Annotated in this window: 14 protein-coding genes; 4 read left to right on the forward strand and 10 right to left on the reverse strand. The window is 73.1% G+C overall.

Features of this window, described 5'->3' with window-relative positions:
* Window positions 1-61 precede the first annotated feature (61 nt).
* From C1708_RS34395 to C1708_RS11270, 3 genes are all read right to left on the reverse strand, one after another.
* Window positions 62-226 carry a hypothetical protein gene (locus tag C1708_RS34395; RefSeq protein ID WP_198602464.1) on the reverse strand — a complete coding sequence of 55 codons (165 nt, stop codon included), beginning with the start codon at window positions 224-226 and terminating at the stop codon, window positions 62-64.
* Window positions 227-418: 192 nt separating this feature from the next.
* Window positions 419-877, reverse strand: coding sequence for a molybdenum cofactor biosynthesis protein MoaE (locus C1708_RS11265; protein WP_106412544.1), 459 nt, complete (start codon window positions 875-877; stop codon window positions 419-421).
* Between the two features lie 101 nt (window positions 878-978).
* Window positions 979-2091: an SDR family oxidoreductase gene (locus C1708_RS11270; RefSeq protein WP_106412545.1), complete on the reverse strand. Its 1113-nt coding sequence runs from the start codon at window positions 2089-2091 to the stop codon at window positions 979-981.
* Between the two features lie 192 nt (window positions 2092-2283).
* Here C1708_RS11270 and C1708_RS11275 point away from each other — a divergent pair, with 192 nt between their 5' ends.
* Both C1708_RS11275 and C1708_RS11280 read left to right on the forward strand, forming a co-directional pair.
* On the forward strand, window positions 2284-3789 hold the full coding sequence (locus tag C1708_RS11275) for a zinc-dependent metalloprotease (RefSeq protein ID WP_106412546.1): 1506 nt from the start codon (window positions 2284-2286) through the stop codon (window positions 3787-3789).
* Window positions 3786-4313: an NUDIX hydrolase gene (locus tag C1708_RS11280; RefSeq protein ID WP_106412547.1), complete on the forward strand. Its 528-nt coding sequence runs from the start codon at window positions 3786-3788 to the stop codon at window positions 4311-4313. The genes C1708_RS11275 and C1708_RS11280 overlap by 4 nt, the downstream gene beginning before the upstream one ends.
* Before the next feature lie 57 nt (window positions 4314-4370).
* On the opposite strand, the gene C1708_RS11285 is transcribed toward C1708_RS11280, so the two are convergent.
* The 4 genes from C1708_RS11285 to C1708_RS11300 all read right to left on the reverse strand — a co-directional run bounded on the left by C1708_RS11285 (window position 4371) and on the right by C1708_RS11300 (window position 8360).
* Window positions 4371-5126 (reverse strand): AIM24 family protein, encoded by a 756-nt coding sequence (locus C1708_RS11285; RefSeq protein WP_106412548.1) that lies wholly within the window; start codon window positions 5124-5126, stop codon window positions 4371-4373.
* Window positions 5127-5143: 17 nt separating this feature from the next.
* Window positions 5144-5824, reverse strand: a complete 681-nt coding sequence (locus C1708_RS11290) for an AIM24 family protein (RefSeq protein ID WP_106412549.1) — start codon at window positions 5822-5824, stop codon at window positions 5144-5146.
* A gap of 11 nt (window positions 5825-5835) precedes the next feature.
* A complete protein-coding gene (locus C1708_RS11295; RefSeq protein WP_106412550.1) occupies window positions 5836-7617 on the reverse strand; it encodes a TerD family protein in 1782 nt (593 codons plus the stop codon).
* 146 nt (window positions 7618-7763) lie between these two features.
* The gene (locus C1708_RS11300; protein WP_106412551.1) at window positions 7764-8360 is read right to left on the reverse strand and encodes a M48 metallopeptidase family protein; all 597 of its coding nucleotides are present in this window, start codon (window positions 8358-8360) and stop codon (window positions 7764-7766) included.
* Between the two features lie 218 nt (window positions 8361-8578).
* Here C1708_RS11300 and C1708_RS11305 point away from each other — a divergent pair, with 218 nt between their 5' ends.
* Entirely contained in the window at window positions 8579-9820 is a 1242-nt protein-coding gene (locus tag C1708_RS11305) for a ThiF family adenylyltransferase (RefSeq protein ID WP_106412552.1), read from the forward strand.
* Window positions 9813-11180: an ABC1 kinase family protein gene (locus tag C1708_RS11310; RefSeq protein ID WP_106412553.1), complete on the forward strand. Its 1368-nt coding sequence runs from the start codon at window positions 9813-9815 to the stop codon at window positions 11178-11180. The genes C1708_RS11305 and C1708_RS11310 overlap by 8 nt, the downstream gene beginning before the upstream one ends.
* A 48-nt stretch (window positions 11181-11228) precedes the next feature.
* On the opposite strand, the gene C1708_RS11315 is transcribed toward C1708_RS11310, so the two are convergent.
* The 3 genes from C1708_RS11315 to C1708_RS11325 all read right to left on the reverse strand — a co-directional run bounded on the left by C1708_RS11315 (window position 11229) and on the right by C1708_RS11325 (window position 12255).
* Window positions 11229-11432, reverse strand: coding sequence for a hypothetical protein (locus tag C1708_RS11315; RefSeq protein WP_106412554.1), 204 nt, complete (start codon window positions 11430-11432; stop codon window positions 11229-11231).
* A gap of 134 nt (window positions 11433-11566) precedes the next feature.
* Entirely contained in the window at window positions 11567-11890 is a 324-nt protein-coding gene (locus C1708_RS11320) for a putative WhiB-interacting protein (RefSeq protein ID WP_106412555.1), read from the reverse strand.
* The gene (locus tag C1708_RS11325; protein ID WP_006134966.1) at window positions 11887-12255 is read right to left on the reverse strand and encodes a WhiB family transcriptional regulator; all 369 of its coding nucleotides are present in this window, start codon (window positions 12253-12255) and stop codon (window positions 11887-11889) included. Before C1708_RS11325 ends, C1708_RS11320 begins: the two co-directional genes overlap by 4 nt.
* Window positions 12256-12372 lie beyond the last annotated feature (117 nt).

A 12372-nucleotide genomic window follows, 5' to 3' on the forward strand; every position in this document is an offset into this window, starting at 1 on the left:
CAGGGCCGCCCGGTCGGGCGGCCCCGGCCCCGCTGCCCGTCCTGGCCTGCGCTTTCCGGGCTCAGCTGCCCGCCCGCTCCTTCTCCATCGCCTCACGGAAACGGGCGTAGCCGATGAGTTCGGGACCGTCGCTGCGCACCTTGCGGGTCCGGTTGGCCCAACTGCCCCACAGTCCCGCTCCGATCACGGCCATCAGCGGAATCAGCAACCAGGCAAGAGCCGCCATGCCGACCTCCCAACCCCATGAGCGTCTGCCACACTGACTGATCAGCAGATTAACCGTCCGCAGTGACAACGCTCACCTCAGGGGTGCGGTTACGCAACCGCGCAGGACGGGCGCGCTCCGGCCTGTCCGGCGGATCCTGCCGGGGACGCGGGGCCGGGCACGCCCGTCTGCGGCGTTGCCGCCGGCCGGACCCTAGACGCCGACCCACTCCTGCGTGCCGTCGGAGAAGCGCTGGTGCTTCCAGATGGGCACCTCGTGCTTGATGTCGTCGATGAGCTTGCGGCAGGCCTCGAAGGCCTCGCCCCGGTGCGCGCACGACACGCCGACGACCACGGCGAGGTCCCCGACCCGCAGGTCCCCCACCCGGTGGGCCGCGGCCAGCGCCCGGACGGGGAAGTCCGCGGCGACCTTCTCCGCGATCCGCCGCATCTCGTCCTCGGCGCTCGGATGACAGGAGTAGCCCAGTTCGTCCACGTCGGCGCCCCCGTCGTGGTTGCGCACGGTCCCCACGAAGAGCGCCGTCCCGCCGGCCGCGTCGTCGCCGACCGCGCGCAGGATCTCGTCCACCGACAGCGGGGTGTCGCGGATCGCGATCAGCTTGATCGGGTCCTGGGCGGGCTGCTCACCGGGGTGGTCCGTCGTAGGTGCCATGGGCCCCATCGTGCCCCACCCCGCCGACCGGGCGGAACAGCGTCATCGCCCGGCACGCGCGCGTGATGCCGCGGAAGCCCCTCCAAAGGGGTCCGTCCGCGTCAGATCCGCCGGCGTGCCTTCCGGGCCCGGCGCACCACCGCCGCGGCGCCGAGCAGCGCCACCGTCGCGCCCGCCGCGCCGGCGGCCGTCGCGTCCTTGCGGCCCAGACGGCGGCCCGCGACCGTGTGCCGGCCGGACACCTCGTCCAGGAGCTGCTCGAGCACCTCCTCATTCGTGTACGCGGGACGCCACCCGGCGTCGTGCAGCCTGCTTCCGCTGACCACCCAGGGGTACATCGTGTACGCCAGGTCCCCGGCCGGGGACGGGGTGAGCCCGATCCGGTGCAGCCGGGCCGCCGCGCCGAGCGCCACCGCCGACGGCAGCTCCATCCGCCGGATGCCGCTGAGCTCCTCGATCTCCTCCTGCTCCAGCCACCCGTCGCAGCCCACGGCCAGCTCGCCGTCGACCTTCTCCAGCACGGCGTACTCCAGCGCGCTGCACAGGTCGTCGACGTGGCAGAACTGCCACGCGGGCCGGGAACCGGCCACCACCAGCAGCCGGGGCGACTCGAAGTACCTGGTCAGCGCGGTGTCGGTGCCGCCGACCAGCACGGCGGGGCGCACCACGGTGACGTTGAGCCCGGGGTGCGCGCGGGGCGCCCGGCGGCCCAGCCGCTCGATCTCCAGCAGGTCGCCGACGCCCGTGGCCTCGGCGGTGGCGCGCAGCTCCGCGTCCTCGGCCAGCGGCAGCTCGTTGTCGGGCAGCGCCCCGTAGACCATGGTCGAGGTGCACAGCACCACCCGGCGCATCCCGGCGGCCGCGGCCGCGGTCAGCACCGTCTGCGTGCCGCGGACGTTGTAGGCCGTCCGGGCGGCCGCGTCGGTCTCCAGGTCCAGGTCGAGGGCCAGGTGGACGACCACGTCGGCCCCGCGCAGCCGGTCCGCGATCGCGGGGTCCCGGACGTCCAGGATGTGCCACTCGGCCTCGGCGCACTCGCCGCGCCGCTCGTCGATGGCGACGACCTGCTTGACCTCCTCCGAGGCCGCGAGCCGCTCGGCCAGCAGGGCCCCGACGCCGGAGGCGGCACCGGTGACCGCCACGACGGGCCCGCGGGGCGGAGGACTGGTTGACTTGTTTCGCGCTGCGCGAACCTGCGGATCTGGGGAACTCACCGGGCGTCTCCAGCGGTTGTCTTCAGTACGAGCGCGAGCGACGCGTGCGTACCAGGTGGCATCCATCCTGCCGCAGGCTCCCTGTCGGCGAAGCACCGAGGCCCGAACCGTCTCAGGTGTCTACGCTGGGTGGTGTTGTCGGGCAGCCGTGCCGCCGGAAAGAACCGGTGGCCCTACAAGCCGAGGAAACCCGTGAGTGACACCCCATTCGGATTCGGCCTTCCGCCGGAGGAGCCGGACGACGGCGACGAAGGCAAGAAGAAGGACCCGCAGGGCGGCGGTGGTCAGGGCCCGGCCAACCCGTTCGGCTTCGGCATGCCCGGGGCGGGCGGATTTGGCGGACCCGGCGCGGACAATCCGTTCGCCGCGATGTTCGGGTCGATGAACCCGGGCGACCTGGGCGCCGCGTTCCAGCAGCTCGGCCAGATGCTCTCCTACGAGGGCGGGCCGGTGAACTGGGACATGGCCAAGCAGATCGCCCGCCAGACGGTCGCCCAGGGAACCGCGCAGGGTTCCAAGGACGCCAGTGTCGGCCCCGCCGAGCGCAGGGCCGTGGAGGAGGCCGTCCGGCTGGCCGACCTCTGGCTGGACGACGCCACTTCCCTGCCGTCCGGCTCGCACTCCGCGGTGGCCTGGAGCCGCGCGGAGTGGGTCGAGGCGACCCTGCCCGCGTGGCGGGAGCTGGTCGACCCGGTGGCCGAGCGCGTCGGCAACGCGATGGGCGACGTCCTGCCGGAGGAGATGCAGGCCATGGCCGGCCCGCTGATCGGCATGATGCGCTCCATGGGCGGCGCCATGTTCGGCACGCAGATCGGCCAGGCCGTCGGCGTGCTGGCCGGCGAGGTCGTCGGTTCGTCCGACATCGGCCTGCCGCTGGGCCCGGCCGGCAAGGCCGCGCTGCTGCCGCTGAACGTCGGGACCTTCGGCAAGGACCTGGGCGTCCCGCAGGAGGAGGTGCGGCTGTACCTCGCCCTGCGTGAGGCCGCCCACCAGCGGCTCTTCGCGCACGTGCCGTGGCTGCGGTCGCACCTGTTCGGCGCGGTCGACGGCTACGCCCGCGGCATCAAGGTCGACACCGGCAAGCTGGAGGACGTGGTCGGCCAGTTCGACCCGCAGAACCCCGAGCAGCTGCAGGAGGCGCTTCAGCAGGGCATGTTCCAGCCGGAGGACACGCCCGAGCAGAAGGCGGCCCTGGCCCGGCTGGAGACGGCGCTGGCGCTCGTCGAGGGCTGGGTGGACGCGGTCGTGCACGCGGCGGCCAAGCCGCGGCTGTCGTCGGCCGACGCCCTGCGGGAGACGCTGCGGCGCCGCCGCGCCTCGGGCGGCCCGGCCGAGCAGACGTTCGCCACGCTGATCGGCCTGGAGCTGCGTCCGCGCCGGTTGCGTGACGCCTCGCGTCTGTGGGCCTCGCTCACCGACGCGCGCGGGGTCGACGGCCGGGACGCCCTGTGGCACCACCCGGACATGCTGCCGACGGCGACCGACCTGGACGACCCGGACGGCTTCGTGCACCGGGAACAGATCGACTTCTCGGAGCTGGACAAGATGCTCGGCGAGGCCGCCGACAAGCCCGACCTGCGCAAGAAGGACACCCAGGACACCCAGGACACCCAGGACGCCAAGGACACGGACGCCGCCGACCAGGGCGACGGCGAAGACGGCAAGGGCGACGAGCGCAAGGGCGACGGCGCCGAGTGAGCCTGCACGACGACGCGGTGCTGGTCCTCAAGGCGTACCAGGACCAGCCCGGGCTGAGGGACGCCTATCTGGAGCACCTGGCCGCGCATCAGGACGGCCTGTGGAAGGCCTGCGGGGCCGGCCACCTCACGGCGAGCGCGCTGGTGGTCGACCCCGAGCATGGCCGGGTGCTGCTGACGCTGCACCGGAAGCTGCGGATGTGGCTCCAGACGGGCGGCCACTGCGAGCCCGGTGACGCCACGCTCGCCGCGGCGGCGCTGCGGGAGGCGACCGAGGAGTCCGGTGTCGCGGGTCTGACGCTCCTCCCGGGCGGTCCCGTGCGGCTGGACCGGCATCCCGTCCCGCCGCCCTGCCACTGCCACTTCGACGTGCAGTACGCGGCCCTGGCCGCGCCGGACGCCGTCCACGCGGTCAGCGACGAGTCCCTGGACGTGCGCTGGTTCCCGTACGACGAGGTGCCGGACGTGGCGGACGACTCCGTCGTACGGCTGCTCGACGCGACGCGCGCGAGGCTCGGGACCTGAGAAGTACGCCGGGGCCGCATCCTCGGGAGGATGCGGCCCCGGCGCATCGGTACGCGCTCAGCTCCAGACGTTGCCCTGGTTCTGGCCGCGGGCGCCCTGCTGGCCCATGCCGTACTGCGCGGCGAGGCCGGAGCCGGTCCGGGCGTTCTGCGGCGGCAGCAGTTCACTCGGCTGGACCAGCGCGAAGCCGTTGCCCATGAAGCTGAGCTCCCAGCCCTCGCCGGTGTTGCCGCGGCGCCGCCACACCCCCGAGGAGTGCGTCTGGGCCTGCATCTGCACGCGCAGCGAGGTGGACCAGGCGACGATCGCGTCGGCGTCGCAGTTGACGTACTTGTCCGGCGTCACCTGGAGCAGCAGCGGCATGCCCGAGGTCATCAGCGCGACCTTGCCCCGGCCGGTGATGTTGAGCTGGTACTTCCCCGAGCCGGAGATGCCGTAGAGGCTGTCCACGGCGATGACCTCGTGGTGCAGCGAGGAGTCCATCGCGAGGACGTAGCTGCTGTCGACCGTCAGGCCGTCCGGCTCCACGTCCATGATGTGGATGCGCTGGGCGAGGTTGGCGAGGTAGACGGTGCCCTGCCCGTGGCAGCGCATCAGGTCGAGGCCTTCGCCGGTGTGCGCCCGCGCGCGTGCCCCGCTGTTGCTCTGGTACTCGGCGTCGAACTCGACGAGTCCCTGGTAGGCGACCATGGCGCCCTTGCGGGCGAGGACGTCCTCGTAGCCGTCGAGGGCCACCCGGAGCATCTGCTGGTTCTGCAGGCTCCAGCGGTCCTGGGTCTGCTGCTCGTTGTACGCGAAAAGCGGACTCTGCATGGTGTGCTCGCTCCCCCTCAGCCCCGGATCCGGAGACGGTCGGTGCTGTCCTCACTGGGCTGGACGACGACGATGCCCTGACCGGAGAAGGCCATCTGGTAGGCCTCGCCGCTGCCCCGGCCGATCAGCGACTGGGCGCGGAAGCTGCGCTTGCCCTTCACCTTGAGGTTCGGGGACCAGGCGACCAGCGCGTCGGGGTCGACGTACGTCTCGTCCTCACCGCCTCCGCAGTCGACGACGATCGGCTTGCCGCGCGAGGTGAGCGCGACCCAGCCCTGCCCGGAGATCTTGGTGTTCCACAGGCCCTGCCCGGCGAACTTCGCCAGGCCCTTGACCCGCTCCACGCCCCAGGTGAGGTGCGCGTCGAAGGCGAGCAGGTTGGTGGCGTTGACGGAGATGCCCTCGCCGTTGAGGTTGATCACGACGACGTTGGCCCCGTAGTCGGCCAGGTAGAGCAGACCGTCGCCGGAGCACTTCATCAGGGGCGCGCCTTCACCGGTGAGCCAGTCCTTGGCGATCTGGCGGACGGCCGGCGGGTTGGGCTCGTACTGGACGAAGCCCTCGTAGGCGACCATCGAGCCGACGCGCGCGAAGAGGTCGTGCCCGGTCTGCATGGCGACCTTCAGCATGTGGTTGCCGTGGTTCTCCATGCGGGCGGTGACGGGGGCGGGGGCGTAGCCCGCGAGTGGCTGGTTCATGACGGGCTCCCTCAGATCTCGTACGGCTGGACGACGATGAAGTTGCCGGGCGCTCCCCGGAACTGCAGGTTGACGCTCTCCCCCGTGGCGCCGGGGTAGGAGTTGCGGCGCATCCGGACCTGACTGGAGACGACCACCTGGGCGGCGGCCGACCACGCGACGACGGCGTTGGCGTCGGCGAACGTGGTGGGCGTGACCGGCAGCACCACGGGCGTGCCGTGCGTCTTGACGACGATCGTGCCGGTGCCCTGGAACTGCATCGTGAACAGTGCTCCGCCGGGGATGCCGTGCCCCTCGATGCGGCGGACCTCGTACTGGAGGCCCTCGTCGAAGGCGAGGACGTTCTCCGCGGAGACGCACACGGCGTCGCCCTGGAGCTCGATCGGGTGCAGCATCGTGGAGTTCTCGGCGAAGAACACCTGTCCCTGGCCGGTGCAGCGCATCAGCTGCATCTCCTGGCCGGTGGCGTTGCCGACGATGCGGCCGGTGAATCCGGCGCCCTTGTAGCTGAAGTCGACCTTGCCCTGGTAGAGCACCATGCTGCCCTGCCGGGCCAGCACGGCCGTACCGCCGATGCCCAGGTCGGCGCGGACCAGCTTCTTGTTCTGCTGGGTCCAGCGCTGTCCGGTGGGCGTCTCCTTGAACTGCTGGAGCGCACCGAGGACGCCGGCCCCCTGCGGGGCGCCCTGCGGCATCCCCTGCGGCACGCCGTAGGGGGCCTGCTGGTGGGGGGCCTGCTGGTGGGGCGCCTGACCGGGCGGCACCTGTCCGGACGGCGGCTGCTGGCCGTAGCCGGGCGGCGGGGCAGGCGCCTGGGGCGCGGCGGGCGGCTGCCCGTAGCCGGGCGGCGGGGCAGGTGCCTGGGGCGCGGCAGGCGGCTGCCCGTAGCCGGGCGGCGGGGCGGGGGCCTGCGACGGGGCGGGCGGCTGCCCGTAGCCCGGAGGCGGCGGGGGTGTCTGGCCGCCGTAGGGGGCGGGCGCGGGCGCAGGGGGCGGCACCGGCGAGCCGCCGGGCGGCGTCTGCAGAGGCGCCACGATGGTCGGCGCGGCGTGCACCGGCGGCGGGGCGGGCGCGGGAGGCGGCGGGGGCGCGAACCCCTGGGCGGCGGGCTGCGGCGCGGGGGCAGGGGCGGGTACGGGAGCGGGGGTGGGCGCGCCGCCTGCGGGGACGCCGAACGCGGGCGGAGCGGCGGCCTGCGCGGGCGGCGCGAAACCGGGCGCGGCCTGCGGGACTTGCGGCTGCTGCGGTTCGGCCGTGGGCTCGTCCTCGGCCACCTCGCCGCCGAAGTTCCGCAGCAGCGCGTCCAGCCCGCCGTCGAAGCCCTGTCCGACGGCGGCGAACCGCCACACGTCCTTGAAGTAGAAGTCGCCGAGCATCACGGCCCGCTCGGTGGAGAACTCCGAGCCGCTGAACGGGTACCGCGCCACTTCCTCACCGCCGGCGACGATACGGATGTACCCGGGACCGATCTGCGACATCTGCCCGGCGCCGTCGATGGTCGCCGTGAAGGACAGCTTCTTGATCTGCTGCGGGATCCGGTCCAGCGTCACGCGGAAGGACTCCGTGTCGCCGGCCTGGGCGCCCAGCAGCTGGATGGACCCCTCGGGGGACTTCGGCTGGTTGTAGAAGACGAAGTACCGGTCGTCGGAGAGCCGCTCGTCGGCGTCGAGTCCGAAGCAGCTGATGTCGAAGCCGAGCCCCGGGCCGGAGATCTGTACCCCTACGTACAGGTCCGTGCCCGCGGTGAGGTCACTGATCCTGGCCTTGTGGCCGCGTTGGAATTCCCTGGCCATGCGTACGACCGTCCCCCATCCCGTATGCGAGTGCGTCGCGCCAGGCTAACCGCAATCCCCGACACCGGAAGAAGTCGGTACAGACCCGGTACACAGCGCGCAGGCGCCCTCGCTCCGCGTTCGCTCCGGGCGGCTCGGGGCGGCGGTCACTCGTCCCGGGCGCCGGGGACGTGCGGCAGCCGGTCGGCCGCGACCACGCCCTCGAGGTACCCGCGGGCCCGTTCGGTCCGCGGGTACGCCTCGAGCAGCCGCCAGAACCGGGGTCCGTGACCGGGCACCAGGAGATGGGCCAGCTCGTGGCAGAGCACGTAGTCGACCACGTACTCCGGCATGCCCTGGAGCCGGTGGGACAACCGGATGCTGCCGTCGGACGGGGTGCACGAACCCCAGCGGGTGTTCTGGTTCGTCACCCAGCGCACCGAGCGGGGGCGGGCCCGTCCGCCGAAGTACTGCTCCGACAGCCGCTGGGCGCGCTCGGCCAGCTCGGCGTCCCCGAGGGTCCGTCTGCTCTCCTGCGCGGCGAGCTTGTCGAGCATGACGCGCACCCAGCGCTGCTCCTCCGCCTCGGACATCCGGGCGGGGATGAGCACGACGGTGCGATCGCCCTCGCGGTACGCGGAGACCGTCCGGCGTCGGCGGGCACTCCTGCGGACCTCGATCGCGCTCGCCCGTGAGCCGTCCGTCGGCTGGCTCTTCGCGCTGCGCTGAGACGTTCCGGCGCGGTGCAGTGGGTCGGCGGGCACGCCCCGACGGTACCCGGTGGACCGGGGGAAGTCCCGGCTCCGGGACGCTTCTCCGGCGATCCCGCCACCTGCCGCCGGATTTGTACGATGAATTCGGGCGCCTGTGGACAATTCTCGACGGCCCCTCGGCGGTTCCGGGCATGCTGGCAGCGCCGGCCGGGACCCGCGACGGACCCGGCCCGGCCATCGGCACGTATCAGAACAGACGGGGGTCAGTCATGCATCCGATGCTCAAACCCGCCCTCAGGCGCGGCTGGCGCGACCGCGACACCGTGCAGTTCGGGATGACGCCGGCCCAGGCGCTGACCCTGGGTCCGGTGGACACCGCCACGGGCAGCCTGCTGGAGCTGCTCGACGGCACCCGGGGACTGGAACTGCTGCGCGAGGAGGGCCGGCGCATGGAACTGCCCGACGGTCACGTCGACCGGCTGGTGCGGCGGCTGTCACGGGCAGGACTGCTGGACGACTCCCGGGGCGGCGGGCCGGCCGCCGACGCCCTGCGCGGGAGTCCCGGTGTGCTGGACCGGCTGCGCCCGGACTGGGCCTCGCTCGGCCTGACCACCGCCGGGCCGGGCGGCCCGCTCCAGGCGCTGGCGGCGCGGCAGAGCATGCGGGTGCAGGTCAGAGGCGCGGGCCGGGTGGGGGCGGCGGTGGCGGCGCTGCTGTCGGGGGCGGGCGTCGGCGAGGTCGAGGTGCGGGACGTGGGGCGGGTGGAGCCGTGGGACGTGGCGCCGGGCGGGCTGCCCGCCGAGGCGGTCGGCGAGCGCAGGGAGGAGGCGGCCCGCCGCGTCGTGCGCCGGTGCGCTCCGGACCCCCCGTCGCGCCGTACGGCCCGCTCGCCCCTCGCCGAGGACACCGGCCGCTCCCTGGTGGTGCTCGCCCCGCGCGACGACGTCGCGGTGCACGCTCCGGATCCGGTGTCCGCCGAGCCCCTCATGGCGTCGGGCACTCCTCATCTCCACGCCGGGGTCGTCGAAGGCACCGGCGTGGTCGGCCCTCTCGTCCTGCCCGGCGAGACCGGGTGTGCCGGCTGTCTCCAGGAGGACCGGATCGACCGTGACCCGGTGTGGCCCCGGCTGGTGGCCCAGTGGCGCTCCGGCCGGCAGCGCAGGGTGGGGGCCTGCGATCTGGCGCTGGCCTCGACCGTGGCGGGGTTGGCCGCCGCGCACGCGCTGGCCTTCCTGGACGGGCGCCTCCCGTCCAGCGCGGGCGTCCGCTGGGAGGTGTCCCTGCCTCAGGTGCACTGGCAGCCGCGGCCGGTCGTACCGCACCGCCGCTGTCCGTGCGGGGCCGCCGGCGGTCCGGATCCGGGTGTCAGCGGCCCGGGCGAAGGTAAGGGAGAACACACCTCCGCCGACGGGGGGTCGCACGAGACAATGGCTGGGCACGGGCCGTCGAAGGAGTCGCGCCGTCAGGCGGACGCGGAGCGGCCGGCAGGTACCTGGAGGGCGCATGTCTGATCTTCCCCGCAAGGCGGTCACCCGCACCGCCAAGCTGGCCGCGCTCCCGCTCGGCTTCGCCGGGCGGGCCACCTGGGGACTCGGCAAGCGGATCGTGGGCGAGTCCGCGGAGCTGGTCGGCCGGGAACTCCAGCAGCGCACCGCCGAGCAGTTGTTCAAGGTGCTCGGCGAGCTCAAGGGCGGCGCCATGAAGTTCGGCCAGGCCCTGTCGGTCTTCGAGTCGGCCCTGCCCGAGGAGGTCGCCGGTCCCTACCGCGCCGCCCTCACCAAGCTTCAGGAGGCCGCCCCGCCCATGCCGACCCGCGCGGTGCACGGGGTGCTGGAGGAGCGGCTGGGCGAGGACTGGCAGGAGCTGTTCCAGGAGTTCGACGACAAGCCGGCCGCGGCCGCCTCCATCGGCCAGGTCCACCGGGCGGTGTGGCACGACGGCCGTGAGGTCGCGGTCAAGGTGCAGTACCCCGGCGCCGGCGAGGCGTTGCTGTCCGACCTCAACCAGCTGAGCCGTTTCGCCCGGCTGCTGGGTCCGCTGGTCCCCGGCATGGACGTCAAGCCCCTGATCACGGAGCTCAAGGACCGGGTCTCCGAGGAACTGGACTACGGTCTGGAGGCGCAGGCGCAGCGGGCGCACGCCGAGGAGTTCGCCGGCGACCCCGACGTGGTGGTGCCGGACGTGGTGCACCAGTGCGAGCAGGTGCTGGTCACCGAATGGCTCGACGGCACACCGCTGTCGGAGATCATCGCGGACGGCACCGAGCAGCAGCGCGACCGGGCCGGACAGCTCCTGGCCCGCTTCCTGTTCTCCGGTCCCGCCCGGACCGGCCTGCTGCACGCCGACCCGCACCCGGGCAACTTCCGTCTGCTGCCCGGAGGTCCTGGTGGCGAGGACGACTGGCGTCTGGGGGTTCTGGACTTCGGCACCGTCGACCGGCTCCCCGGCGGGCTGCCCGCCCCCATCGGCGAGGCGCTGCGGATGACCCTGGACGGCGAGGCGGAGGCCGTCTACGACATGCTCTGCGCGGAGGGCTTCGTCAAGGAATCCGTCGAGCTGGACCCCGACGCGGTCCTCGACTATCTCTCGCCGATCATCGAGCCGGCGCGGGTCGAGGCGTTCACCTTCACCCGTGGCTGGATGCGCGGTCAGGCGGCCCGGATAGCGGACGTCCGGTCCCCGGCCTACCAGTTGGCCAAGCAGCTCAACCTCCCGCCGGCCTATCTGCTGATCCACCGGGTCACGTTGAGCACGATCGGTGTGCTGTGCCAGCTCGGGGCGACGGTGCGGCTGCGGGAGGAACTGGAGGACTGGCTGCCGGAGTTCGTCCCCGGGCAGCCGGGCGAGGAGGAGGAAGCGGCACAGGCCTGACCGCGCGCGGGGCCGTCGGGCGCGCGTGAGGCACGGCGGATCTCACCATCACTGGCTGCCGAGGCGTCCCTCGATCGCGCGCAGGTCCTCGCGGGAGCAGCGCTCGCAGCATTGCAGGCGGACGCCGTTCTCCACGGAATGGGTCCAGGCCGGCCGGGACCCGTCGGCGCGGACGCCGCAGCGGGCGCGCACCGGTGACTCCGGCTCCCCGGCGGAGCCCTCGTCGCCGTCGCCGTCGTGAGGACTGGTCACGCGGTGACGACGACCCCGCGCCGAGCGCGCCGCTCCCTCAACGCACCGCGGGGGCCGGTCCGTTCACACGGACCGGCCCCTGCGGGGAGATCGGGGCCTCCGGCTGGGGAGGCCGTCGCCTCAGGCGGCGTGCCCTACTGCATGACCGCCATGGCGAGCGCCCGGCGGGCGCGCCGCGAGGCGCGCTCGGCCCGGCGCTGCATCCGGCGCGCGGTGAGCAGACCGTTGGCCTGCCGCTCCCGGTGCGCCTCCTGCAGTCGGTCGTGCATATGCGCACGAGCCAGGGCTTCTGGGATGAGTTGCATCTCTCGGGTCCTGTTCTGGCGCGAGTCGTTCGCACCGCTGGTGGTGAAGTCTTCGGTCGCGGAGCCTGCGGGCTCGTGGGTGGACGGCGTCATCGGGGCCTGCTTCTGGGGGTCGTGCGTGAGGGGGCGGTCGATCGTTCCGAGGGTGTTCATGCCGAGACCGGGTTCTTGCGCGGGCGGCCGCGCGGCCGCTTCCGGGCGACGACAACTCCCTGGACGAACAGCTCGCCACCCCAGACGCCCCAGGGCTCACGCCGCTCCTTGGCGCCGGCGAGGCAGGCCTCGACCAGCGGGCAGGTGCGGCAGAGGGACTTGGCGTACTCGACGTCCGCGGGCGACTCGGCGAAGAAGACCTCCGGGTCGTAGGAGCGGCACGGGACGGGTACGCCGAGGTTCTCGATGGCGTCGTCGAGCGCGGTGAGCGCGGTGAGCGGAGTCAAGGTCGGGTCCTCCGTGGAGCCGGGCTTGGGGATCGTGTCGGAAGGCGGTACGGACGGGGCGTGCGCTTCGAGTTGCACGGCTGGTCTTCCTCGTCTGGTCGTTTCCGGCCGGTCGGCCGGATGTGCGGCTGGTACCGGGTTCTTTTCTTGTCCCGAGGCGCCTTGTCCTGTTTTCCCGTTCGGGCAAACAGAAGG

The sequence above is a fragment of the Streptomyces sp. DH-12 genome, from assembly GCF_002899455.1.
In the GTDB taxonomy this organism is placed as follows: domain Bacteria; phylum Actinomycetota; class Actinomycetes; order Streptomycetales; family Streptomycetaceae; genus Streptomyces.